The organism is Anaerorhabdus furcosa, from assembly GCF_900167375.1.
Classification (GTDB): Bacteria; Bacillota_I; Bacilli_A; order Erysipelotrichales; family Erysipelotrichaceae; genus Anaerorhabdus; species Anaerorhabdus furcosa.
The window spans coordinates 80,973-105,193 of sequence record NZ_FUWY01000001.1 but is presented as its reverse complement, the minus strand read 5'-3'; the positions used below and the strand labels follow the sequence as shown (position 1 = coordinate 105,193).

Below are 24,221 nucleotides of genomic sequence, written 5' to 3'. Positions count from 1 at the left end.
TTTTTTTAACTTGTAGTATAATTATTACAATAGAACTCTAGCAGGAGACCACATGAAAGATACAATTTTAATCGTTGAAGATGTTGATGTAAATCGCAAAATTTTAATAGAATGTTTGACTAATAAATATAATTATTTGCAAGCTTCAAATGGAAAAGAAGCTTTGGATATTCTTGAAGATAATTATCAAGATATTCATGCAATTTTATTAGATATTGTGATGCCAGTAATGGATGGGTATGAATTTTTAGAACAATTTAAGAAGATTAAAGAATACCAAGAAATTCCAGTAATTGCTATGACTGGAATTGAATCAAAACATGTTGAAGAAAGAATCATTGAAGCCGGTGCTATTGATTTTCTTGAAAAACCATATAATCCAGCAATTATCCGTAATCGCTTGAAAAATACATTGGAATTAACACGTGCAATACGCGCTGGTAGAACAGATGGACTTACGGGCTTATTAAATCGTGCAGCTTTTCGACATGAAATAGAAACATACCTTATAGAATCAAAGAAACCTGCGGCACTCATGATTATTGATATTGATAATTTTAAACGGGTAAATGATGTATATGGACATTTCTTTGGTGATAAAGTATTAATCGAGTTTGCGAATATCATGCTGGATGAGTGCCATGGTGAGCATGCGATAGGTCGACTTGGTGGTGATGAATTCATTGTTTTATTAAAAAACATAGAATATAAAGAAAAAGCAAAAGAAATAGCTGATGGTATCATTCGAACTTTTAATAAATCAATGTCACAATATGAAGGTGAAGTTCCATCTTGTTCAATTGGAATATCTTATTATCCAGAACATGGTACTTCACGTAGTGAAATTTACCTGCATGCAGATGAAGCATTATACAATGCAAAACGATTGGGTAAATCGAAGAGTTGTTTTTATTTAGAAGGTCAAGAAATATTATCACGATGTGAATCATTTGTTGGAAAAGAATGGATTCTAGATGCATTGAATGCTTATATTTATATATCAGATATGGAAACAGGATATATTTATTATGCAAATAAAAAAATTGCTTCAATCATTCGTGATAAAGCAGAGTTTGTAGAAGGTGATATTGCAACATATTTTAGACTTCAAAGTGTAATTAACAAGATTAATAAAGAAATTCGAGACAAAGAGGAATTGAATAAAGAATTCTTTGTAGGAGATAAGAAGTACATTTTATTAGCTTCTAGAACTCATTGGGGAGTTTCTAATTGTGCAAAGGTTCAAGCAATAATTGAGGTGGAGAGGGAATAATTATGGATTATTTAACTTATTTGAAAGAGCAAGGTTGTGATACACAAGCTGCACTTAATCGACTAAATAATGATGCAGAATTTTACCGCAGTTGTATTGAACTTATACTAAATGATCAAAATCTAAACGAGTTAAAGAAGGCAATTGAAGAACAAGATATTAAGAATGCATTTTTTAAAGCACATACTTTAAAAGGTATTCTTGCGAATTTGAGTTTTACTCCATACTATGAAAAAATATCTCAAATTGTTGAGATATTAAGAAATAGCTCTTTTGATGGAGTCAAGGATAGGGTAGATGACTTTGATCAATCCTATACTGAATTTATTGAAGAATTAGGTAAGAAAATCTAGTCGAGTGCTTTAAAATTTTCATTTAAAAGTTCATAGAAATCAAGAAGGTGATTTGTTTGCGGATCACCTTTTCTAAATACAAAATGAAATGGATGATGTAAATTAAAATCTTTTATATTTACTCTTTTTAAAGTACCATGAGCAAGTTCATTTTGAACAACACCTTCATATAAGAATGTGACTGCATTTGAGTTCAAGACTATTTCTTTTATTAAGGTAAAACTTCCAAGTTCAATAATTTCTTTAAAAGATTGGCAACAATCATTTTTAGACGCTAACCAATTTTCTAATATTTCTCTTGTACCCGATTCAGGTTCTCTTAATACAAGCGGATATTCATGTAATTGATTAAGGCTAATTGTTTTTCCAGCGAGCGGATGTGTAGAGGAAACAACCGCAATGAAAGGTACTTCAATTAATATTCTGGTGTTAAACATTTGATTATTGAAAAGACCTTCAACCAAAGCACAGTCCAATTCTCCAGTATGTAGTTTGTGAATAAGGGACGTAGTGTTTTCGACGGAGATACGAGTTCGTTCGTTATCAGTAGAAAATTTCTTTGTCATCAATCGTGATAAATAGAAATCAGCGATTGATAACGATGCTCCGACACAAAGAGGTTGTTTTGTTTTATGCAACATACTCATAAAATGTTTTTCGTTTGCTTGTTGAAGGCTAAGATATTCATAAAGTAAATTTCCTGCATCTGTTAATTTAATTGATCGCTTAGAACTATCAACAAGTTTGCAGCCATAATAATCTTCAAGTTTATGAATGTGTTGTGTTACTGCGGGTTGAGTCATGTGTAATTCTTGTGCAGTTGCTGTATAACTTTCGTATTTCACAACTGCTAAAAATGTTTCAATTTTAGAATCTAACATTGTACCTCCTCATATAACAAATATTTATATAATATAATATATCATAATTAGTAATTATATAAAAGCCATGGTATATTTATCACATTGATAAACAATAAGGGGAGATAGAAATGAAGAAAAAGGCTGATAAAAAGATGCTTTGGCAACTATTTTGTTCAACATTTATGTTAAGTGCTTGTACATTTGGTGGAGGATTTGTCATCGTATCTTTAATGAAAAAAGAGTTTGTTGAAAAACTAGGTTGGCTAGCAGAAGATGAAATGTTAGATGTTACCGCAATAGCACAATCATCACCAGGGCCAATACCTGTTAATGCATCAGTAATATTGGGATATAGAATGGGTGGGATTTTAGGTTCTTTTGTAGCAGTTTTAGGTACAATTATTCCGCCATTTGTCATCATTTCAGTTATTGCTGTATTTTATGAACAATTTAGATCAAATGTATACATTGCAACTGCTCTTCAAGTAATGCGTGCTGGTGTTGCAGCTGTAATCTTCGATGTAGTATTAAATCTTGCGAAAAATGTATGTGCTACACAACGTGTACTTTACATTGGACTTATGGGGACTGCTTTCTTTTGTGCAGTTGTCTTAAATATAAGTGCAATGATTATTATTCTTGCGTGTTTAGTTATAGGAATAATTGATTTACTTTTCAATTTATATGGAAATAAGGGGAAGGTTGGTGTCACTGAATGATTTTATTATTCAAGCTATTTATCAGCTTTATTCAGGTAGGGTTGTTTTCAGTGGGCGGCGGATATGCAGCTATTCCACTAATTCAAAATCAAATTGTAAATGTTCATCAATTAATGACAATGGCTGGGTTTACGGACTTAATTACTATTGCAGAAATGACCCCTGGTCCAATTTCAATTAACTCAGCTACATTTGTTGGAACTCAACTTGCAGGACCAATTGGAGCACTCATATGCACTATAGGTTGTGTAATTCCAGCATTCATTATCTGTTTATTACTTGCTCATTTCTATTATAAATATCGTAATTTTAGTGGCGTTCAAACTGTTCTTGCAGCTCTTCGTCCAGCTGTTGTTGCAATGATTGCTTCGGCTGGCTTATCAATTCTTGTGTTGGGTTTATTCAACTCAGACTTAAAATCAATTGTCTTTGGTAATTTTAGAGTCATTGAATTCATCTTGTTTATTGGTGCTTTGTTTTTACTAAGAAAGTACAAAATGAATGCAATCACAATTATTTTTGGAACAGGGATTATCGGAACACTGGCTTATTTACCTACTATTTTAAAATAAAAGTTCTACGGAACTTTTTTTTTCTAGTTTGCACTCACTCATTAAAAATTATAAAATGGATGAAAGTAGTAAACAGGGGAAATTATGAATAAGAAGAATCGATTCGAGGAAAAACTACGAAAGCAAATCTTAAAGAATACGCTTGTGATTGTTTTGGGTGCAATTGTTATTTTTACTATTGTTGCGAATTATTATGAAAATTACAACAATGAAAGAAAACTTAATACAAGCAATGATACAATACGAAATCAATTTAATTCACTAGTAATTTCCTGCAATGAAAGCATTGCGAGCATGAATCAAAGTGATGATATTTTATTCTTTTTAAATCATCCAGAAGATGATTCAATTATTTATAAAGAGCTTTATCATATAAACAACATTACGGAATTTAATTTTGATTTAGTTTTATTGAATACGGATATGGAAATTGTTTTTACAAGTTTTCAAAATGAAAGCTTCGATGCAGTAAATAGAAGCTATCAGAAGTTAATCTATCGTAATTTAGAGAATGAAAACGATAATGTAACATTAAATTATTATGCAAAAATCAATGGGAATTATCATGAATTTACTGTTGTTGCAGGGAAACTTCCAAACAATACTATTGCGTTATATTATATGAAGGATTCTAATTTGATTAATTACATTGAAAGAAAACCAGCAGATCATTTTGTCATCTTGGATTCCAAAAATCAAGTTGTTGCGAGCACTGAGAGCCAATTAGTAAAACAGATGCGAAAGATATCATTTAACATTGATGATACCATGGTTAAAATTAATAATTTAAATTATGCAACGAAAATTAAATCGCAAGATGGTTATAAATTTATTAGTTTATTGTATAAAGAAGATATGATTGATCGAGGAACTTTTGTGATTTTCATCCTTCTAGCTATCGGTGCAATTGCCTTTTTACTGGATTACTATGCAAAACGTATTTCACAAAATACAACCAAATCTTTATCAATCTTATTAAATGAAATGGATAAAGTAAAAAAGGGAGAGATTCAAGAAATTGTTATTTCTACGGATGATGAATTTGAAGTCATTGCGAATGAGACCAATGACATGATTAAGGAAATCCATCATTTAGCTGAAAGAAATGAACAGTTGTTGGATTTAAGAAGACTAATGGAAATTAAACAACTTCAAGCACAATTCAACCCTCATTTCTTATACAATACACTGGAGACAATTCGTTATACAATGATCATGGATCAAAATGTTGCGAGTGACTTGATATTTAAATTGACTAAAATCTTACGTTATAGTATATCCAACGGTGAAGATAAGGTTTCTATAAGAGAAGATATTGAATATATACGTAGTTTTCTTGATATCAATAAAGTTAGGTTTCAAGAAAGATTTGATTATACAATTAAGATAGATGAAAGTTGTTATGATTGTGTAATACCTAAACTAATTATCCAACCATTAATTGAAAATAGCATAAAGCATAACTTTAAAACAAAGAATACCTTATCCATTTGGATTACTGCAGATATTATTGATGACCAATTAATCATTGAGGTAGAAGATAATGGGGAAGGTATGAATGGTGAAGAGTTAAGTAAAATTAATGAGATTATTAATTCCAAAGAAATTAATCAAACAAGTCATATCGGACTTGCAAATGTCGCGAAGCGATTATATCTTCAATATAAAGATAGTTCTAGTTTAACAATATCTTCACGGGTAGGTATTGGTACAAAGATTGCGATTCATATTAGGTTGGAGGAATAAGATGTATAAAGTATTGATTGTTGAAGATGAAGCACTTATTCGTAAAGGTTTAATTTATTCAATTAATTGGGCTGATTTTGACTGTAATGTTGTTTCAGAGGCTGAGAATGGTTTAGAAGGAATAGAGAAAATAAAAGAACATCATCCAGATATTGTATTGGTAGATATCAACATGCCAATTCTTAATGGATTTGAAATGATCAAACAAACTTCAGAAGAATTCAATTACAGTGCAATTGTAGTTTCAGGTTATAATGAATTCGATTATGCTAAACAAGCCATTCGTTTCGGTGTAAGTGAGTATTTACTCAAACCTGTAGATCATCAAGAGTTAAAGAATGCTTTAATTAGAGCAATTGAACAAATTGAAATGCGAAAGAGTTACTTGTATCAAATATCAAAGAAAGATGAGATTACAGAAAGTAATGTATTGGATGATAGTCTATTAATTTTAAGTGATAAATCAGTTGTTGTGGCACAAATGATTGAATATATTCAACAAAATTATCCTAATAAAATAATTATGTATGATTTAGTGGAAAAACTTCAATGTAGTGCTACCTTATTAAATAATAAGTTTAAAAGTGAAACAGGAACGACATTCAATGATTACCTAAACCGTTATCGAATACTAGTGGCTGTTAAGCTAATTAAAGAGAAAAAGCAGCCAATTTATAGAATTGCTGAGTTAACGGGATTTAAAAATTATAAGTATTTTAATATTGTATTCAATAAGTATATTGGGTGTTCACCAAAAGAATTTGCGAAGGCTACTTGTTAGTAGCTTTTGTTTTGGTTTTTGAAAGTGGACAAATTTGTAGAATAATACCATATGAAAGCGTTTGCAACCTTTTTATAATTAGGGTAAGAAACAGGAGGGAAATCTAAAAATGAAAAAGTTTCTATCATTAGTTTTAATGGCAGCGATGTTATTGTCTGTTGCAGGATGTTCAAGTCCAGCAAAACCAGCAGAAAGTACACCAAGTGGAGATGCTGCAGCAACTGGTAAACTAGTTGTTTATTCTCCAAACAGTGAAGGGTTAATGAATTCAGTTATTCCTTTATTTGAAGAAACATACGGCGTAGAAGTTGAAGTTATTCAAGCAGGAACAGGTGAATTAATTAAACGTATTCAATCAGAGAAGGATGATCCATATGCAGATATCATGTTTGGTGGAGCTCACTCTCAATACATTTCAAACCCTGATTTATGGGAATCTTATGTATCTCCAGCAGATGCAACATTACCTGAAGCATATCAAAACAAATCAGGTTTCACGACAAGCTATGTTCTTGATGGTAGTGTATTAATCGTGAATAAAGATCTTATTGGTGATATTAAGATTGAAAGCTATGAAGATTTATTAAATCCTGCTTTAAAAGGAAAGATTGCAATGGGAGACCCTGCAACATCTTCAAGTGCATTTGCACAATTAACAAATATCTTACTTGCAATGGGTGGATATGAATCTGAAGAAGCATGGGATTATGTAGGAAAATTAATTGAACAACTTGATGGTAAAGTTGCTTCTGGTTCAAGTGCTGTTTACAAATCAGTTGCTGATGGGGAAATGATTGTTGGTTTATCTTATGAAGATCCATGTGCTCAACTTGTTCGTGATGGTGCTAATGTTGAATTAGTATATCCAACTGAAGGAGCAGTTTATTTACCTGCAACATCTGGAATTATCAAAGGTGCTAAGAACATGGATAATGCTAAAAAATTCATCGACTTTATCTTAACTCCAGAAGTACAAGATATTTTTGGTACAACTTTAACAAATCGTCCAGCATTAGCTGAAGCACAAACAGCTGATTACATGACTCCAATTGCTGAAATTACAACAATTGATGAAGATCGTGAATGGGTAAATAGTAACAAAGATGCACTTGCTACAAAATATACTGATTTATTCGCATCACTACAAAAATAATAATTAAATAAAGGAGACAGAAAGATGAGCGTAAATATTAAAATCAAAGGTGCAGTAAAGAAATATGGTCAAAATACGGTCATCTCGAACCTTTCTGTGGATATTAAGAAGGGTGAATTATTCACCCTTCTTGGTCCATCTGGTTGCGGGAAAACAACACTTTTACGTATGATTGCAGGATTCAATAGTATTGAAGGTGGGGACTTTTATTTCGGTGATACTAGAATTAATGAAATGGATCCAGGGAAACGTAATATTGGGATGGTTTTCCAAAACTATGCAATTTTTCCACATTTAAGTGTTAAAGAAAATGTTGCCTTTGGATTGAAAAATAGAAAAGTTCCAAAGGAACAAATAGAAGCAGATACTGAAAAATTCTTAAAAATAGTACAAATTGATTCTTATAAAGATCGTATGCCTGAAAGACTATCAGGTGGACAACAACAACGTGTTGCTTTAGCACGTGCATTAGTTATAAAACCAGATGTACTTTTAATGGATGAACCATTAAGTAATCTAGATGCAAAACTAAGAGTTGAAATGCGTACTGTAATCAAAGATATTCAAAATGAAGTTGGAATCACAACTGTCTATGTTACACATGATCAAGAAGAAGCAATGGCAATTTCTGATCGTATTGCAGTTATGAAAGATGGTGTTATACAACACATCGGTACTCCAAAAGACTTGTATCAAAGACCAAGTAACTTGTTTGTATCTACATTTATTGGACGTACGAATATTATGCAAGGAAAACTATCCATAAGTAATGGAAAAATAGTCTTAAATATTACTCCAAATTATGTTGTAGAATTAGATACAGTTAGTCAAGAACATCAAAAAGATCAAAATGTGCAAATTTCAATTCGTCCTGAAGAATTTGTGATTCATCATGGACAAGATGGATTGGATGCAATTGTAGATTCAAGTGTATTCTTAGGTTTAAATACACATTATTTTGTGCATCTTGAAGAAACAGGTGAAAAAGTAGAAATTATACAAGAATCATCAATTGACAGTATCATTGCACCTAAAACAAAAATTAAGTTAACAGTTAAACGTGAAAAAATAAACATCTTCAATGAAGATGGATCGTATAACTTAATGGTAGGTGTTAACGATGAAAAATAATCATAAATTCAAGTTAGATATTTGGGGAATAATCACACTTACTATACTTGGTTTATATATCTTATTTTTGGTCTTACCATTAGGGACAGTTTTATATCAAGCGGTAATTAATAAAGAAACAGGTGCAATCACACTTGATTATTTCACAAAATTCTTTGGTAAAAAATATTATTCAGATACATTAATAAACAGTTTTCAAGTTAGCTTTTGGACAACGATTTTAGCTATTGCTATTGGAACACCATTGGCTTATTTCTTTACCATGTTCAAAATCAAAGGTAAAAAATTCTTGCAAATCTTGATTATCCTTGCAAGTATGTCAGCACCATTTATTGGGGCGTATTCTTGGATTTTGTTGTTAGGTAGAAATGGTGTCATTACTAATTTCTTTAAAGGAGTTGGTATTGCAATCCCAAATATTTATGGATTCGCAGGAATATTATTGGTTTTAGTATGTCAATTGTTCCCACTCATTTTCTTGTATATCCAAGGAGCATTGAAGAATGTAGATAACTCTTTGGTTGAAGCAAGTCAAAATATGGGCTGTGGTGGTATTAAATTATTTTTAAGAGTTATCATTCCGTTAGTTATGCCAACCATGCTTGCAGGTGGCTTACTAGTATTTATGCGTGCATTATCTGATTTTGGTACACCGATGTTAATTGGGGAAGGATTTAGAACATTCCCAGTATTGATATTTAATGAGTTCATGAGTGAAGTTAGTGGTGATGATGGGTTTGCATCAGCAATCGCAATTGTATCGATTGTAGTGACTGCAATCATCTTCTTGGTTCAAAAATATGCAAGTAATCATTTCTCATTTACAATGAATGCAATGCATACAATTGAAGAAAAACCATTAAAAGGAATGAAGAATTTCCTCGTTCATTTGTATTCGTATTTGGTCATTGGAGTCGCTATTTTACCTCAATGTTATGTAATTTATACATCGTTTAAAAATACAAAAGGATTATTGTTTACAGAGGGTCACTCTTTAATGAGTTATGAAGCAGCATTTAAACGTATGGGTAATACGATTGTAAATACCTTTAAGATTCCAGGTATTGCTCTTATTATCATTATTTTCTTAGCTGTTTTGATTGCTTACTTAGTTGTTCGTAGAAGAAATAAACTGACGAGTACAGTCGATGTAATGAGTATGATTCCATATATCATTCCAGGTTCTGTTGTAGGGATTGCATTTGGAATTACATTTAGAAATAAATTCTTTTCGATTGGTGGATTAGCATTAATGGTTATTGCACTAGTTATTCGAAGACTTCCTTATACAATTCGATCTAGTGTAGCAATTCTTCAACAAATACCAATGTCTATTGAGGAAGCAAGTATTTCACTAGGTGCTAGTAAACTTAAAACGTTCTTTAAGATTACAATGCCCATGATGGCTTCGGGAATTATTTCAGGTGCTATTCTTAGCTGGGTAACATTAATAAGTGAATTATCAACTGCCATCATACTTTATACGACAAAAACAAAGACACTGACAATTGCAATCTATACAGAAGTACTTCGAGGTAATTATGGTATAGCCGCTGCATTAAGTACAGTGCTAACCGTCGCAACCGTGATTTCACTACTCATTTTTATGAAGATATCCAAAGGAAAAGATATAACAATATAACTCGGTATATAACCGAGTTTTTATATATTGTTGTAAAATTCCGTATTTTTTTACATATTCAATATGTGTTCGTTGACTACTAAATTAAGAAAAGTTATAGTAAAAGAAAGGTGGAGGTGTAGAATGGAGTACGCAATAGTGTATGTTTCTAAAATGGGTAACACAAAAATGTTGGTGGATGTAATTAAAAAATGTGTTCCAGGAGAGTGTGTTTATGAAGGAGATATTACAAAATCAGATCATTTGCCAGAATTGATATTTGTAGGGTCAGGAGTAGATAAAGGTAACTTTTATCCTTCGGTTCTGGATTTTTTGAAAAACATGAGAGATAAGAAAGTATTCTTATTTGGAACAGCAGGTTTTCAAAAAACCCAAACATATTACGATCGTATAATAAAAATCGTAAGATCAAGTGTTTACCCAGGAAATAAAGTTATCGGTGATTTTATGTGTCAAGGGAAAATGCCAATTTCAATAAAGGCGAAATGCGAAAAAATGGATCGCAAAACAGCACGATTTGATGTTGATTTATTTTTGAAAAATTTTGATGAAACTTTACTTCATCCAAATGAAAACGATTTTAAGAATTTTGAACGAATTTTATACACGATATTTCCAAAGTGATTGGTAAGAGCCAATCACTTTTTTATGAAAATCTAAAGAAATTCTAAAAATTTGAAACTGAGGCAAATCTAATGCATAACTATGGTAAAATAGAAGAGGCTTTGGGAGGGCAATAAACATGGTATCGAATTCTACAGTAAGAAATAAAAAAATCGCAATTGTTTTTGTTTTAATTGCAATTATATGCGGAATTAGTTTAAGTATAGTATTAATTAATAGCTATATACCTGAGCCTTTGAAACAAGTTAGTGAGCATTCAGAAAAAGTAAAGCTTCTTAAAAAAATAGGGAATGACTTTTCAGTTGTTGTATATTATCCACAGTTAGATAATAATCTAAATGAAATTTCAACAAGTAAAGCGAATGAAATCTACAATTCAATCATAAGTAATAAAGAGCAGTATTTAGAAGATTCAAAATCAGTTATGATTCTTGTAGATTACAACATTGAAGATTTATCTGATTCAATAGCACAATTACAATTTACTATAAGAGTAATGAAAAATGATACAGAATCACAATTTATCGAATCCACAATGATTGATAAAGCAACTGGCTCTGTGGTGGATACAACTCAAGTTTTTGATGATGTCGCGTTACGCTTAATGAAGCAAAACTTAAGGAACATGGTAAAGGCAGATGAAAATCTAAAAGAATTAGGTTTTTCAAAAGAGTTTTTAGAAATAACAGCAGCAGATACTTCCATTTTCTCTAATTTCACAATTGAAGGAAAAGATTTAGTATTCCATATTGATGCTTTTGAAGGCTATCCAATTCTTTTTAGACAAAATGGTGAAGAAATAGCAAATCACATTAATTTGAATTTGGGAATGACTCAAACAATAGATGATCCTGTGATTTATATTCCAACACGATATATAGATCCAAATCGACCAATGGTTGCGTTGACATTTGATGATGGCCCTCATGTTGAATATACTCCTGAAATTCTTGAAGTATTACGTCAGTATGATAGTGCTGCAACCTTCTTTATCTTAGGTAATCGTATTGGCAAGAATTCTAGATATACAGTTATTAATACCATTGAATCTGGAAGTGAAGTAGGAAGTCATTCATGGAGTCATCCAAATCTTGTGAAGACAAAAGACAAAGACTTAGATACACAATTCTATGGTACATCAACAAAAGTATATGAGGATGTCAGCGAATGGTGTTATCAAATCAAACTATTTAGACCACCTTATGGTGCAGTAAATAATCGTGTTTCTGAAAAATCACCATATCCATTTATTATGTGGAGTATGGATACATTGGATTGGAAAACTCGAGATGTGCAATCAACAATTGATACAATTATGAATGATGTAAAAGATGGTGACATTATATTAATGCATGATATTCATTTTGAATCAAAAGAAGCTGCGAAACAAGTTATACCGATGCTTATTGAAAAAGGATATCAACTTGTAACAGTCAGTGAAATGATGGCAGCAAAAGGGATTCAAATGGAGAATGGCGTTAAGTATAGTAGAGCAAGATAAAAGGAGCAATGGCTCCTTTTTGTTTACTTATTTTGTGGTAGTAAAGCAATACTCGCCATCTTTCTCAACGATATAAATAGGACCAAAACGATAGCCACCTAATTCCTCTACCATGAGTGTATTCTTACAATCTTGCTCTGTTAAATCAGAAAAGATAGCTTTGCATTTAAAATAAGTGTAATCCATATCACTTAATTGTCCCTCACCTCTAGTTTCCAATGTTATGGATGAAGTCATTGGCTCAAGATGTTTTTCATTAGGATTTGCAATTGTACCATCACTAGATCTTGAAGCAGAACCACTTAACATCTTTCCACTTGCATCTTGTCGCTCTAATCGATATCCAATTGCACTCTCAGTAATCATATAGAGTTCAAGTTCAGAGTAATATTCATCGTTGGATTCAGTTGGATTAGCTGGATTGTGGTGAAGTTTGATATCATCTTGCACCTCTATTTCAGGATTTGATACTGCAAGATCTGTGGAAACTGATTCATCTTTTTTATCTGAACAGCCTGAAAATATGAACAGAAATAAGACAAAAATATATAATTTTCGCATAGGATTTTCCTTTCTCTACACTTGCCAACAATAATATAGAATTAAGGTCTACGCTTGTAAACACAGCTTCAGTTATTTCTTTTCTTAAAAATAGTAAGATGATTTATTGTATAATAATTAAGGAAAGAGGGAGATACAATGAAAAGAGCAATTGCATTAGCTGGTGGAGGAACAAAAGGTGCCTACCAAGCTGGTTTTGTTAAGGCAATCCAAGAATTGGGAATTCAATATGATATCGTAACAGGTACATCCATTGGATCATTAAATGGTGCTTTACTTGTTCAACATGAGGAAGACCGACTTATTGATTTATGGGAACATATGGAAATGAATCGTGTTCTTGCAGAAGACATGCCAATAAAATTAAATGTTGATGAGTTTTTAAAGGAATCAAATCGAGTAGCTTCTTTCTTTAAAAAATATGTAAAAGAACAAGGTGCAGATATTACACCTTTTAAAGAAATGATTCATGAATATTATAATGAAGAAAAATTTATGAAATCCTCAATTCAATATGGCTTGGTTACAGTTGAGTTTCCAACACTTAAATATAGATATATAACGAAAGATGATATGAAAGAAGGAAAAGGGGAAAAATTCTTGTTGGCAAGTGCTTCTTGTTTCCCAGCTTTTCCACGATGCATATTTGATGGTTGTGAATTTGTGGATGGTGGGTATTATGATAACTTGCCTATTGAACTTGCTTTAAGATTAGGTGCAGATGAAATCATAGCTGTTGACTTGGATGATAAACCGATTCATCGTCAATTTGTAAATAAACCAAGTATTATCTATATTCATCCAAGTTTTTCACTTGGCTCCTTCTTAGATTTTGATCCAAAGAGAATCACTCAGAATATTTTGTTAGGTTATTTTGACACCATGAAAGCATTTAGAAAGTTGGATGGAATTCGCTATGCATTTTATCCAGAGGAAAATGTGCCTCAAATGTTTCAAGATTTTTATTTACGTTTATTGATCTTTGATCATAAGTTAACAAAACTGATGTTGATTTCTGATGAAGATGCTGTTTCAACAAAATTATGTAGAGAAAGTCAACGAGCATTCTTATCAATACGTGAAATGAATTTTGCAATGATTGATTCAATTATGGTGATGTTGCAAATGAGTCCATATGAACTTTATCATTTAAATCAAGTTATCGATACAATTCAAAAAGAATTTGAACCTGCATTTTCAAAAGACTTTGAAGTTTTACCAGAACTAAATGTTAAAGAAATTATAAAAACTTTAGAGACAATGAACAAAAAAGAAATTGTCATGAAATTGATTTATTGTTTACTATATCCAGAAGCAAGCAAGATACCTTTGCGTTTGATTATCAATGTATTTGGATATGAAACTGCAATGGCATTGTGGATTATTACAAGTAAAGGAATCGAATTAGAATGGAAGGAAATGTAATGAAAGTAGGAAAATTTGAAAAAGTTAGTTTTGAACAGTTTAAGAAAGACTGGGTAAAACAATTCAATGATAATGATGAGAAGATAAAAGAAATTTATGATGCGATTAAAATTCCAAAAAGAGCTACACAGGGATCTGCAGGATATGATTTCTTTAGTCCCATTGATCTTCACTTTGAGCCAAAGGCAAAAATAAAAATACCAACAGGTATTCGTGTTCGTATTGATGAGGGTTGGGTACTTCAAATATTTCCAAGAAGTTCACTGGGATTTAAATATGGACTACGTTTAGGAAATACAACAGGTATTATTGATTCGGATTACTACGGCTCAGACAATGAAGGGCATATGTTCATGTCTCTTGTATGTGATAATGATGAAAATATCGCATTTGATCTTACTGCAGGATCAGCAATTGTGCAGGGTATCTTCATTCCATTTGGAATTACAGTGGATGATGAAACAACTGAGATTCGCAATGGTGGATTTGGAAGTACAAATAAATAAGTGTGTTGTCATACCATTGTGGAAGACAATTGTGTAAAATATAAGAAAGATTAGAAGGGAGTATAGCGTAAGCTATAGGACATAAAATGGAAAATACAAAGAAAATGTTATCATTTATTCAATCATCACCAACGAGTTACCAAGCGGTGGATACAATTAAGGGTGAATTGGATAAGTTAGGATTTATAGAATTAAAAGAGGGTGAAACATTTAAACTTGAAAAAGGAAAATCATATTATGTTACACGTAATTATTCAAGCATCATTGCATTTAAAGTAGGTACTCGTTTGGATCGTATGAGCTACCATATTGTAGCATCGCACAGTGATGCACCTTCATTTAAACTTAAACCTAAAAATAAAAAGAACAACAGTGGTTATGAAGTAATTAATACTGAAGTATATGGTGGACCAATTTACAATACATGGATGGATCGTTTGTTAAGTATTGCAGGTCGTGTCATTGTGAAGGAAAACGATCAAGTTGTGATTAAACCTGTACACATTAAAACACCAATGTGCATCATACCTAACTTAGCGATTCATATGAATCGTAGTGTTAATGACGGTGTGAAGTTGAATCCTCAAATCGATTTATTACCAATGGTATCAAAGAATCAAAGCTTTGATGTTATGGATGTTGTTGCAAAAGAAGTAAATGTAAATAAAGAGAATATATTAGATACTGATTTATTTTTGTACCCTGTTGATCAAGGCGCAGTGTGGGGTGACAACAATGAATTTGTTTCGATCTATCATTTAGATGATTTGCAATGTGCATATACAACATTACAAGGATTTATAAAAGGATCAAATCAAGATACAGTTTCGGTGTATTGTTGCTTCGATAATGAAGAGGTGGGAAGTGGTACAAAACAAGGGGCTGATTCTACTTTCTTAATGGATACATTACAACGAATTAATTCAGGGCTTGGCAACAATGCAGAGCAACTTCAACAAGCACTTGCATCTAGTATGATTGTATCAGCAGATAATGCACACTCAATTCATCCTAATCATCCTGAGAAATCAGATCCAACCAATGTGGTTTCAATCAATGATGGTATCGTGTTGAAATACAATGCAAATCAACACTATAGTACGGATGGTTTATCAGCAGCACTATTTAAAGAGATTTGTCATGATGAGCAAATAAAATTTCAGTCATTTACAAACCGTTCAGATGAACGTGGTGGTGGAACGCTTGGAGCAATAAGTACTTCGCATGTAAGTATTTTGTCAGTGGATATTGGCTGTGCTCAACTTGCGATGCATTCTGCTTTTGAAACTGCTGGAGTACAAGATACAGATATGATGATATTGGCAATGGAAAAATTCTTTAGTGCTCATTTAGTAAGTGATGCAAATCATCAATATAGAATTGAGAGGTAATGAAATGGAAGATTTAGAGAAGTGTTGGTGTGGTAGTGGAAAAGACTATGCATCTTGTCATAAAGAAATAGATATGAAAATCAAAGAATACGAAAGAAAAGGTTGTATTGTACCACCAAGAAGTTTAATTAAAACACCAGCACAGATTGAGAAAATCAAAGAAAGTGCAAGAATTAATACCGCTGTACTTGATCATGTTGCAGAGCATATTTGTGAAGGTATGAGCACAGAAGAAATAGATATTTTAGTCAGTGAATTTACTAAGAGTAAAGGAGCTATTTGTGCTCCTTATCAATATCAAGGATTTCCTAAAAGTGTATGTACATCAATTAATGAAGAGGTGTGTCATGGTATTCCGAATAAAAGAAAAAAACTGCAACAAGGTGACATTGTCAATGTTGATGTATCAACAATATTAGATGGCTATTATAGTGATGCCTCAAGAATGTTTTGCATTGGTAAAGTAAGTCCTGAAAAACAAAGATTAGTTGATGCAACAAAAGAGTGCTTAAGAATTGGTATTGAAGCTGCAAAGCCTTGGGGTTTTGTGGGTGATATTGGTGAGGCAATTAGTAAATATGCTCATCAACAAGGATACTCTGTGGTAAGAGAATTAGGTGGACATGGGGTAGGATTAGAATTCCATGAAGATCCATTTATCGCACATGTAGGAAAAAAGGGAACAGGGATGCTGCTGGTTCCTGGGATGATTTTTACAATTGAGCCTATGATTAATGAGGGTGGAGCAAATGTTGTTATTGACCGATATAATGGTTGGACAATTTATACAGCAGATGGTAAACCTTCAGCACAAGTTGAACACATGATTTTAATCACTGAAGATGGAAATGAAATTTTAACATATTAGGAGAACATAAAATGGATGACTTAAGAAAAGCGTTATTTCAAGATCGAAGAAGTATTCGAAGTTTTGAGTCAAGACAAATATCGAGTACTGATTTACATGAACTTTGCAGTGCTGCTCAACTTGCAGCAAGTGCTATGAATGAACAAGCATGGTTTTTTGTTATAATACAAAAAGAAGAAGTAATTAAAGAAATAGCGGTATTGGCTACAGGAATTGAAGAATCACCTTATTATAATGCCCCTACAGTTATTGTTGCATTTGCAAAAGATGATGCAATTGCGCCTGTTGAAGACTGCGTTCTTGCGATGTCTAATATGATGTATGCAGCAGTCTTAAATGATTTAGGTACATGTTGGATTCATGCAACAAAAAATGTATTTAATAATCCAAAGTATGCAGCATTAAAAAAAGCATGTGGAGTACCTGAGGGTTACACATGCGTTGGATCGCTAGCTGTTGGCTATCCTTCGGGAAAACTGCCAGAAGCAAAGACAAGAAAACAAAATGTATTCTCTGTGATTAGATAAATCGTTCTACAATAAAAACAACAACACAAGCACTTAGGGCTACTGTCAGTAGTCCTTTTTCTTTGTAAGCAAGAAGTAGTGCAGTGGCTAGTCCTGCAAGAGCTGAGTAGATGGATGAGGTACATGTAAGAATTGCTGGAAATGTCATTGCACTTAATACTGCATAAGGCATATAAAATAAAAAGCTAGAGAACCATTTATTTTTGATTTTTCCTTTTATAAATAGAAGTGGAATAACTCTTAATAAATAAGTTGTACCTGCAGTTACAAGTAAATATAATATAAAATTATTCATATTCATTTGCCTCCACTGGAAAGAAGGTTGCACTAATTGCAGATGCAATTAAAGTACAAATGATAATTGAAAATCCATCAGATATAAAATTTAAGAAAGGAATCCATTTAAACATAGAACTTAATACAATTGAAATCAAGATTGTAAACGCAACAGTTTTAACCTTTTTTGCAACAGGTAAAATGATTGCGATAAACATTCCGTAGAGTGCAATTGAAAAAGCGGATTGAAGTGAGGCTGGAAGCAAAGAATTAAATGTTCCCCCAAGGAATGTACCTAAAGTCCATCCAATAATGGGAGTTGTCATGAGTCCAACCATATAGATAAACTTATTGGGATCACTTTGTGATTGAGCTACTGCATAGATTTCATCTGTATTTCCAAATGCTACAATGCATTTTTCTCGTAATTTCATTTTAGAGTCCAATTTTTGAGATAGTGAGATGGACATTAATACATATCTAAAATTAATAATAATTGTAGCTAAGAATACCTCGAGTACTGGTGCTTGAACTGCCATTAGTTGAATTGCTGCAAATTGTCCAGCAGAAGTTAAATTAGCTAATGAGAGTAAGGTTGCTTCAAATGTTGATAATCCTTGGGCTGTAGCAATCATGCCAAATGTAAAAGATACTGAAAGATAGCCCAAACCAATGGGTAAACCATCTTTTATGCCTTTTTTAAATAGTTCCATTTCTATCACCTTGATTTAGTGTACCTCGTGAAAAATTAAACTTCAATAGAATTTGTTACTTTATTTGAAATTGATCCTATAATCAAGTAAAATAAATGTACTATAGAAAAGGTGAAAGAAATGGACGATAAACTATATGTAGTTGGTCATAAGAATCCAGATTCTGATTCGATTTGTTCAGCACTAGCTTATGCAAATTTAAAGCGTGAGCTTGGGGAAGATGCAATCGCATGCAGATTGGGTCCTTTAAATGATGAAACTAAATTTATACTAAAGAAATTTAACTTAGAAAATCCATTGTTGTTAAAAGATGCAAGAAGTCAATTAATGGATATTGAAAAAGATAATGCTAATTTGATTAATGAATACAACACAATGAAAGAAGCTTGGAGTGAAATGCTTGGAGCTAGTAATCGTAGTTTAGCAGTAATTGATGATGCAGAAAATCTTGTGGGTATTGTGTCAACATCAAATTTAGCGATGACAAGATTAATGTTGCCAGAAGAGATTGAATACTTGATGCGTTCAACAAACTTGGAATCAGTTTCAAAGACTGTAAATGGTAAAATCGTATTGCAGGCTAAGGATTTTGAACTCAGTGGTAAAGTGTTCATTATCACTTTAATTAATATGGAAAACTTTGAGGATAATCTAGAACGTAGTATTTGCATTATGTCAGATGGTATTCTTAAGCAAAGACAATTAATTGAAGCAGGCGCCAAGTGTTTAATCATTACTTGTGGTCAAGATGTTGATGAAAGTGTATTGCGTCTTGCAAAAGCAAGTGATTGTGCAATTGTTCAAACAGATTGGGATACAATGAATGTAGCGAAAGTAATCAATGAAGCATTTCCAATTAAATGTATCATGACACCACATGCAATGACATTTAATGAAAATGAATTTGTTGATGATGTGGCTAAGAAAATGATGAACACTCGTTTTAGAAGTTATCCTGTATTGAATGATGAGGGTAAAATTGTAGGGGCAGTATCACGCTATCATTTACAAAATTACCGTCGTAAGAAATTTATCTTAGTAGATCATAGTGCTAAAAACCAAGCAATTAATAATATAGAAGAAGCTGATATTCAAGAAATTATTGACCATCATCACATTGGTAACATTGAAACGGATCATCCTATTTATTATCGTAATCAAAGATGTGGATGTACTGCGACTATCATTTCGCAATTATATCAAGAGAATCATGTAACGCCTAATGAGCAAATGGCAGGAATATTACTGAGTGCAATTATATCGGATACCTTGCATTTTAAATCGGCAACAACAACGGAATTAGATAAGAAGACAGCAAAGTGGCTAGCAGAACTTGCGAATATTAATATTGAAACATACGCTATTGAAATGCTTAGTGCTTCGGTGGCTCTAAAAGATGCAACACCTTCACAAATATTGAATCGTGACTTGAAGAGTTATGATATTGGTAAATATCACTTAGGTATTGGTCAAACGAATTATCATAATATAGAAGATCTTCAAAAGATACTTCCAGAGTTTAGGAAAAATCTAGAGGTTGAGTTGCAAGATAAGAAATTGGATTTGCTGGTTATGATGTTTACACATGTTATGGCAGAAGGAACAATGTTCGTCTACTGCGGACCATTGTCTTATATTATGAGCAACATTATTGAAACTCAGTTTGATGATAATTCTGGTTATGACCATGATATCATTTCAAGGAAGCAACAACTTATGCCTAAACTATCTTCAATGTTAAAGAATATGTAAAAAAATAAATCTTACTCAAAAAAGGGGTAAGATTTTTTATTTTAGTAACGAATGTAACAGTTTTCATGAAAAAATATGTAAAATTTATCATTTTTGATGTAAAATGTTTCATTTTGGCTTGACAGTGGAATTTGATGCAACTATACTTGTAACATATTTTGAGAGGGGGATTTAAAAATGAAGAAACTCAAATTATTGATTGTTTCTACCCTGGTATTTGCTCTTGTTGCAGGATGTTCGTCTAAACCAGCAACTAACGGTGGTACTGAAGGTGGGAATACAGATGGCACAGGCAATAGCAAAGTTGTCGTTGCTACGGACACAGATTTGTCCACGATGGACCACCACCTAGCAACTGATGGAACTTCCTTTATTGCTCAAACTTTAGTATTCTCTGGACTAACTGAATTGGATGAAAATAACATGCCGATTCCAGAGATTGCTGAGAGTTGGGATATAAATGAAGATGGAACAGTGTATACTTTCCATTTAGCTGATGCAAAATGGTCAAATGGTACACCTGTAACAGCAAATGATTTCGTATATGGATGGCAACGTCTAATTGATCAAGCTACAGCAAGTGAATATGCATTCATTCTTTCAACAATTACTTTGAAAAATGCTGATGCAGTAGCTGCTGGTGAATTACCACTTGAAGAATTAGGTGTTAAAGCGCTTGATGATAAGACTTTAGAAGTAACTCTAGATGCTCCATGTGATTTCTTACTTGGATTACTAGCGTTCCCTAGTTTCTTTCCTTTAAACCAAGAGTATTATGAAGCTCAAGGTGATCAATATGCTAAGACTCCACAAAACATGATTTATAATGGACCTTACTTAATGACAGCTTGGACTCCAGGAAACAGTTATGCATTTACTAAAAACAATGATTATTTTAAAGCAGATACAATTGATGTAAATGATATCGACTTTAAATTTATTCAAGATACTCAATCAGCAATGCTTGAATATCAATCAGGAAATTTAGATGTAGTTAAATTAAGTGGTGAAATGGTTGATGCTTATAAAGATCAAGAGGGATTCACAAATCGTTTACAAGGTTACTTATGGTACTTGTCATTGAACTTTGATATTCCTGAACTTCAAAACCAAAATTTACGTAAAGCAATGATGTATGCAGTTGATCGTGAAACAATTGCGAATAACGTATTAAAAGATGGATCAGTAGCAGCTGATGGAATTATTCCAATTGAATTAGCTACAGGACCTGATGGTAAAGAATATCGCGCAACAGCTGGTAAGATTACTGAATACGATCCAGCAAAAGCAAAAGAATATTATGAAAAAGCAAAAGCAGATCTTGGTAAAGATGTAACAATTGACTTATTATTTGAAGATACTGAAGCAGGTAAATCAGTTGCTGAATATATCCAAAATAATTTAGAAACAAATTGTCCAGGTATGACTGTTACATTAAACAGTAAACCTAAGAAGACTCGTTTACAAATGATGCAAAATGGTGAATATCAAGTTGCATTACATCGTTGGGGACCAGACTACGCTGACCCTCAAACTTACTTGGATTTATTCTTAGTAGGTGCATCAAACAACTATGGTAAATACGAAAGTCAAGCTTACCAAGATTTAGTTCTTGAAGCGACTCAAGGTGAATCTGCAAAAGATTCTCAAGCTCGTTGGGACTTATTAGTGCAAGCTGAAAAAGTATTAGTTGGTGATGATGCTGGTGTTATTCCAGTTTACCAAAATGGTGGTGCAATGATGATTACTCCTGCAGTAGAAGGAATTGAATTCCATAGTGCTGGTGTTGATAGCTATCGTCATATGACTAGAAAATAAAAATAGTTTAGGGCGAGAGAGAATCTCTCGCTCTCTTCTTTAAAAGAAAGGGATAGGGGATATGAGTAAATATATATTAAAAAGAATACTGATAAGTTTAGCGACACTATTTGTAATTCTCTTTGTTTTATTCTTAATGTTAGAATTTATGCCCGGATCACCTTTTAATGATGAAAAATTAACAGAGGCACAACGTATTCTATTGAATGCAAAATATGGTTTAGATCAACCTTTCTTTGTCCGCTTCTTTAATTATGCTGGAAATATGTTAAAAGGAGATTTTGGTGTTTCGTATGTTATAAATAAAAACTTTGCAGTAACTTCTATGGTTGTAGATCGTTTCTTTGTTACAATTCGTATTGGGTTACAAGCCATGATTCTTGGAAGTATAGTTGGATTGGTTCTAGGAATTATTGCTGCAATTAAACATAATACATGGGTAGATACGCTATGTTCGGTAATATCCATTATTGGTGTCAGCGTACCTTCGTACGTTTTTGCCTTGGCACTTGCTTACTATGTGGGATTCAAAATGGGATTATTTCCAATTTTGTATAATCCGGCGATACCTGAACAGTCATCGGTGCTTCCTACAATTGCGTTGTCGCTTTTTACTATAGCGAACGTAGCCCGTTTTACTCGTTCTGAAATGATTGATGTATTGGGTTCAGATTATGTTCAACTTGCACAATCAAAAGGAATTAAAGAATGGAAATTAATTATTAAACATGCACTTAGAAATACATTGATTCCAATTATTACAGTTATGGGACCTTTGCTAGTAGGATTACTTACTGGTTCAATGGTAGTTGAAAAAATATTTGGTATTCCAGGACTTGGTTCATTGATGGTTCTTGCGATACAAAACAATGACTACAATGTTGTTATTGCATGTGCGTTTATTTATTCAGCGTTGTATATTTTCACAATGCTCATTGTTGATATCTTATACGGCGTAATTGATCCTCGTATTAGAGTAGCAAAGAAGGGAGCATAGTATGACACAAGTTAAAGACATAGAATTTAAAGATGATGATTTTACATTTGCCCATGAAACAAATGAAAAGATCATAGATAAAACATACAACACTTCTTCTTATGCTAAAGATGTATGGTCTCACTTTATTAAAAATAAAGGAGCTGTTATTGGAGCAGTCATTATTATTTTAATTGTGATTATGGCAATTGTTGGACCTCACTTAACAGGGCATACATATAAATCGATTATTATTGAGCATGCATCACTTACACCACGTATTCCTTTCTTGGAAAACTTTGGACTATTTGATGGTACATTCCATGGAAAAAATATCTATGTTGAAAAAGGATTTCAAGATATTTATTACTGGTTTGGTGCTGATACACAAGGTAGAGATATTTTCACACGTGTTTGGGAAGGTACTCGTATTTCATTAATCATTGCTGTTACAGCAGTATTGATTGATATATTTGTAGGGATGGTTTATGGATTAATTTCGGGCTATTTTGGTGGCAAGATTGATATGGTTATGCAACGTATAGCTGAAATATTAAATGGTATACCAACTTTAGTTATTGTTACATTGCTAGGATTAGTATTACCACGTGGTATTGCATCCATTATCTTTGCATTGATGATAACAGGATGGATAGGAATGAGTCGAATTGCTCGAGCTCAAGTATTAAAACTAAAAGAACAAGAATTTATATTGGCATCAAAAACTTTAGGTGCTAAAAACTTTGCGATTATTTTCAAAGATATACTGCCGAATATATTTGGACAAATCATCATTATGAGTATGTTTTCAATTCCAAATGCAATCTTTACTGAAGCATTCTTATCATTTGTTGGTTTAGGTGTTCCTGCACCAATGGCATCTTTAGGATCCCTTATTTCTGAAGGGTATAAATCAATGACAATCTATCCACATATGATGATGAGTGCAATTATTGTACTTGCACTATTGATGTTAAGTCTTAATTTATTTGCGGATGGTTTGCGTGATGCATTCGATCCAAAGATGAAGCAGATGTAAGGGGGAATCGA

At 32.5% G+C, this 24,221-nt stretch carries 24 protein-coding genes; 20 read left to right on the top strand and 4 right to left on the bottom strand.

The genetic code is table 11. The annotated features are described in order from the left end of the window. Positions 1 to 52: 52 nt before the first annotated feature. Complete coding sequence (locus B5D14_RS00530; protein WP_078710637.1) at positions 53 to 1,273, top strand: GGDEF domain-containing response regulator; 1,221 nt, start codon at positions 53 to 55, stop codon at positions 1,271 to 1,273. Between the two features lie 2 nt (positions 1,274 to 1,275). Beyond that, entirely contained in the window at positions 1,276 to 1,626 is a 351-nt protein-coding gene (locus B5D14_RS00525) for an Hpt domain-containing protein (protein ID WP_078710636.1), read from the top strand. On the opposite strand, the gene B5D14_RS00520 is transcribed toward B5D14_RS00525, so the two are convergent. Further along, positions 1,623 to 2,507 (bottom strand): LysR family transcriptional regulator, encoded by an 885-nt coding sequence (locus B5D14_RS00520; RefSeq protein ID WP_078710635.1) that lies wholly within the window; start codon positions 2,505 to 2,507, stop codon positions 1,623 to 1,625. The two genes, B5D14_RS00525 and B5D14_RS00520, sit on opposite strands and share 4 nt — an antisense overlap. Before the next feature lie 110 nt (positions 2,508 to 2,617). Between B5D14_RS00520 and B5D14_RS00515 the strand changes: the two genes are divergently transcribed. The 9 genes from B5D14_RS00515 to B5D14_RS00475 all read left to right on the top strand — a co-directional run bounded on the left by B5D14_RS00515 (position 2,618) and on the right by B5D14_RS00475 (position 12,358). Then, positions 2,618 to 3,208 (top strand): chromate transporter, encoded by a 591-nt coding sequence (locus B5D14_RS00515; protein WP_078710634.1) that lies wholly within the window; start codon positions 2,618 to 2,620, stop codon positions 3,206 to 3,208. Next, the gene (locus B5D14_RS00510) at positions 3,205 to 3,780 is read left to right on the top strand and encodes a chromate transporter (RefSeq protein WP_200804725.1); all 576 of its coding nucleotides are present in this window, start codon (positions 3,205 to 3,207) and stop codon (positions 3,778 to 3,780) included. Before B5D14_RS00515 ends, B5D14_RS00510 begins: the two co-directional genes overlap by 4 nt. 84 nt (positions 3,781 to 3,864) lie before the next feature. Beyond that, positions 3,865 to 5,526, top strand: coding sequence for a sensor histidine kinase (locus B5D14_RS00505; protein WP_078710633.1), 1,662 nt, complete (start codon positions 3,865 to 3,867; stop codon positions 5,524 to 5,526). 1 nt (position 5,527) lies between these two features. Then, entirely contained in the window at positions 5,528 to 6,307 is a 780-nt protein-coding gene (locus B5D14_RS00500) for a response regulator transcription factor (RefSeq protein WP_078710632.1), read from the top strand. A 109-nt stretch (positions 6,308 to 6,416) separates the two neighbouring features. Further along, the gene (locus B5D14_RS00495; protein WP_078710631.1) at positions 6,417 to 7,460 is read left to right on the top strand and encodes an ABC transporter substrate-binding protein; all 1,044 of its coding nucleotides are present in this window, start codon (positions 6,417 to 6,419) and stop codon (positions 7,458 to 7,460) included. A gap of 24 nt (positions 7,461 to 7,484) precedes the next feature. Continuing rightward, a complete protein-coding gene (locus B5D14_RS00490; RefSeq protein ID WP_078710630.1) occupies positions 7,485 to 8,591 on the top strand; it encodes an ABC transporter ATP-binding protein in 1,107 nt (368 codons plus the stop codon). Then, positions 8,581 to 10,233, top strand: coding sequence for an ABC transporter permease (locus B5D14_RS00485; RefSeq protein WP_078710629.1), 1,653 nt, complete (start codon positions 8,581 to 8,583; stop codon positions 10,231 to 10,233). The genes B5D14_RS00490 and B5D14_RS00485 overlap by 11 nt, the downstream gene beginning before the upstream one ends. Positions 10,234 to 10,356: 123 nt before the next feature. Beyond that, positions 10,357 to 10,857, top strand: a complete 501-nt coding sequence (gene bilS / locus B5D14_RS00480; protein WP_159443668.1) for a flavodoxin family protein BilS — start codon at positions 10,357 to 10,359, stop codon at positions 10,855 to 10,857. Between the two features lie 118 nt (positions 10,858 to 10,975). Then, complete coding sequence (locus B5D14_RS00475) at positions 10,976 to 12,358, top strand: polysaccharide deacetylase family protein (protein ID WP_078710627.1); 1,383 nt, start codon at positions 10,976 to 10,978, stop codon at positions 12,356 to 12,358. 27 nt (positions 12,359 to 12,385) lie between these two features. Here the strand turns inward: B5D14_RS00475 and B5D14_RS00470 are convergent, their stop codons facing one another. Continuing rightward, positions 12,386 to 12,919, bottom strand: a complete 534-nt coding sequence (locus tag B5D14_RS00470) for a hypothetical protein (RefSeq protein ID WP_078710626.1) — start codon at positions 12,917 to 12,919, stop codon at positions 12,386 to 12,388. 138 nt (positions 12,920 to 13,057) lie between these two features. Between B5D14_RS00470 and B5D14_RS00465 the strand changes: the two genes are divergently transcribed. From B5D14_RS00465 to B5D14_RS00445, 5 genes are all read left to right on the top strand, one after another. Further along, positions 13,058 to 14,344: a patatin-like phospholipase family protein gene (locus tag B5D14_RS00465; RefSeq protein ID WP_078710625.1), complete on the top strand. Its 1,287-nt coding sequence runs from the start codon at positions 13,058 to 13,060 to the stop codon at positions 14,342 to 14,344. Beyond that, positions 14,344 to 14,850 carry a dCTP deaminase/dUTPase family protein gene (locus B5D14_RS00460; RefSeq protein WP_200804724.1) on the top strand — a complete coding sequence of 169 codons (507 nt, stop codon included), beginning with the start codon at positions 14,344 to 14,346 and terminating at the stop codon, positions 14,848 to 14,850. The genes B5D14_RS00465 and B5D14_RS00460 overlap by 1 nt, the downstream gene beginning before the upstream one ends. Before the next feature lie 86 nt (positions 14,851 to 14,936). Then, entirely contained in the window at positions 14,937 to 16,241 is a 1,305-nt protein-coding gene (locus tag B5D14_RS00455) for a M18 family aminopeptidase (RefSeq protein WP_078710623.1), read from the top strand. A 4-nt stretch (positions 16,242 to 16,245) separates the two neighbouring features. Further along, positions 16,246 to 17,109 carry a methionyl aminopeptidase gene (locus tag B5D14_RS00450; RefSeq protein WP_078710622.1) on the top strand — a complete coding sequence of 288 codons (864 nt, stop codon included), beginning with the start codon at positions 16,246 to 16,248 and terminating at the stop codon, positions 17,107 to 17,109. Positions 17,110 to 17,120: 11 nt separating this feature from the next. Next, on the top strand, positions 17,121 to 17,636 hold the full coding sequence (locus B5D14_RS00445; RefSeq protein ID WP_078710621.1) for a nitroreductase family protein: 516 nt from the start codon (positions 17,121 to 17,123) through the stop codon (positions 17,634 to 17,636). On the opposite strand, the gene B5D14_RS00440 is transcribed toward B5D14_RS00445, so the two are convergent. Together B5D14_RS00440 and B5D14_RS00435 are read right to left on the bottom strand one after the other, a co-directional pair. Beyond that, the gene (locus B5D14_RS00440) at positions 17,629 to 17,931 is read right to left on the bottom strand and encodes an AzlD domain-containing protein (RefSeq protein WP_200804723.1); all 303 of its coding nucleotides are present in this window, start codon (positions 17,929 to 17,931) and stop codon (positions 17,629 to 17,631) included. The genes B5D14_RS00445 and B5D14_RS00440 overlap by 8 nt on opposite strands. Beyond that, a complete protein-coding gene (locus B5D14_RS00435; protein WP_200804722.1) occupies positions 17,924 to 18,625 on the bottom strand; it encodes an AzlC family ABC transporter permease in 702 nt (233 codons plus the stop codon). Before B5D14_RS00435 ends, B5D14_RS00440 begins: the two co-directional genes overlap by 8 nt. 120 nt (positions 18,626 to 18,745) lie before the next feature. Here B5D14_RS00435 and B5D14_RS00430 point away from each other — a divergent pair, with 120 nt between their 5' ends. The 4 genes from B5D14_RS00430 (at position 18,746) to B5D14_RS00415 (ending at position 24,210) form a co-directional block, all read left to right on the top strand. Continuing rightward, positions 18,746 to 20,377: a putative manganese-dependent inorganic diphosphatase gene (locus B5D14_RS00430; RefSeq protein WP_078710618.1), complete on the top strand. Its 1,632-nt coding sequence runs from the start codon at positions 18,746 to 18,748 to the stop codon at positions 20,375 to 20,377. A gap of 177 nt (positions 20,378 to 20,554) precedes the next feature. After that, positions 20,555 to 22,195 carry a peptide ABC transporter substrate-binding protein gene (locus B5D14_RS00425; protein ID WP_078710617.1) on the top strand — a complete coding sequence of 547 codons (1,641 nt, stop codon included), beginning with the start codon at positions 20,555 to 20,557 and terminating at the stop codon, positions 22,193 to 22,195. Between the two features lie 61 nt (positions 22,196 to 22,256). Beyond that, entirely contained in the window at positions 22,257 to 23,192 is a 936-nt protein-coding gene (locus B5D14_RS00420) for an ABC transporter permease (protein ID WP_078710616.1), read from the top strand. A 1-nt stretch (position 23,193) separates the two neighbouring features. Continuing rightward, positions 23,194 to 24,210, top strand: coding sequence for an ABC transporter permease (locus tag B5D14_RS00415; protein ID WP_078710615.1), 1,017 nt, complete (start codon positions 23,194 to 23,196; stop codon positions 24,208 to 24,210). The last annotated feature ends 11 nt before the right edge of the window (positions 24,211 to 24,221 follow it).

Coding starts and splice junctions, on each gene's coding strand:
- B5D14_RS00530 (WP_078710637.1), top strand. CDS start 53: ATGAAAGATACAATTTTAATCGTTGAAGATGTTGATGTAAATCGCAAA.
- B5D14_RS00525 (WP_078710636.1), top strand. CDS start 1,276: ATGGATTATTTAACTTATTTGAAAGAGCAAGGTTGTGATACACAAGCT.
- B5D14_RS00520 (WP_078710635.1), bottom strand. CDS start 2,507: ATGTTAGATTCTAAAATTGAAACATTTTTAGCAGTTGTGAAATACGAA.
- B5D14_RS00515 (WP_078710634.1), top strand. CDS start 2,618: ATGAAGAAAAAGGCTGATAAAAAGATGCTTTGGCAACTATTTTGTTCA.
- B5D14_RS00510 (WP_200804725.1), top strand. CDS start 3,205: ATGATTTTATTATTCAAGCTATTTATCAGCTTTATTCAGGTAGGGTTG.
- B5D14_RS00505 (WP_078710633.1), top strand. CDS start 3,865: ATGAATAAGAAGAATCGATTCGAGGAAAAACTACGAAAGCAAATCTTA.
- B5D14_RS00500 (WP_078710632.1), top strand. CDS start 5,528: ATGTATAAAGTATTGATTGTTGAAGATGAAGCACTTATTCGTAAAGGT.
- B5D14_RS00495 (WP_078710631.1), top strand. CDS start 6,417: ATGAAAAAGTTTCTATCATTAGTTTTAATGGCAGCGATGTTATTGTCT.
- B5D14_RS00490 (WP_078710630.1), top strand. CDS start 7,485: ATGAGCGTAAATATTAAAATCAAAGGTGCAGTAAAGAAATATGGTCAA.
- B5D14_RS00485 (WP_078710629.1), top strand. CDS start 8,581: ATGAAAAATAATCATAAATTCAAGTTAGATATTTGGGGAATAATCACA.
- bilS (WP_159443668.1), top strand. CDS start 10,357: ATGGAGTACGCAATAGTGTATGTTTCTAAAATGGGTAACACAAAAATG.
- B5D14_RS00475 (WP_078710627.1), top strand. CDS start 10,976: ATGGTATCGAATTCTACAGTAAGAAATAAAAAAATCGCAATTGTTTTT.
- B5D14_RS00470 (WP_078710626.1), bottom strand. CDS start 12,919: ATGCGAAAATTATATATTTTTGTCTTATTTCTGTTCATATTTTCAGGC.
- B5D14_RS00465 (WP_078710625.1), top strand. CDS start 13,058: ATGAAAAGAGCAATTGCATTAGCTGGTGGAGGAACAAAAGGTGCCTAC.
- B5D14_RS00460 (WP_200804724.1), top strand. CDS start 14,344: ATGAAAGTAGGAAAATTTGAAAAAGTTAGTTTTGAACAGTTTAAGAAA.
- B5D14_RS00455 (WP_078710623.1), top strand. CDS start 14,937: ATGGAAAATACAAAGAAAATGTTATCATTTATTCAATCATCACCAACG.
- B5D14_RS00450 (WP_078710622.1), top strand. CDS start 16,246: ATGGAAGATTTAGAGAAGTGTTGGTGTGGTAGTGGAAAAGACTATGCA.
- B5D14_RS00445 (WP_078710621.1), top strand. CDS start 17,121: ATGGATGACTTAAGAAAAGCGTTATTTCAAGATCGAAGAAGTATTCGA.
- B5D14_RS00440 (WP_200804723.1), bottom strand. CDS start 17,931: ATGAATAATTTTATATTATATTTACTTGTAACTGCAGGTACAACTTAT.
- B5D14_RS00435 (WP_200804722.1), bottom strand. CDS start 18,625: ATGGAACTATTTAAAAAAGGCATAAAAGATGGTTTACCCATTGGTTTG.
- B5D14_RS00430 (WP_078710618.1), top strand. CDS start 18,746: ATGGACGATAAACTATATGTAGTTGGTCATAAGAATCCAGATTCTGAT.
- B5D14_RS00425 (WP_078710617.1), top strand. CDS start 20,555: ATGAAGAAACTCAAATTATTGATTGTTTCTACCCTGGTATTTGCTCTT.
- B5D14_RS00420 (WP_078710616.1), top strand. CDS start 22,257: ATGAGTAAATATATATTAAAAAGAATACTGATAAGTTTAGCGACACTA.
- B5D14_RS00415 (WP_078710615.1), top strand. CDS start 23,194: ATGACACAAGTTAAAGACATAGAATTTAAAGATGATGATTTTACATTT.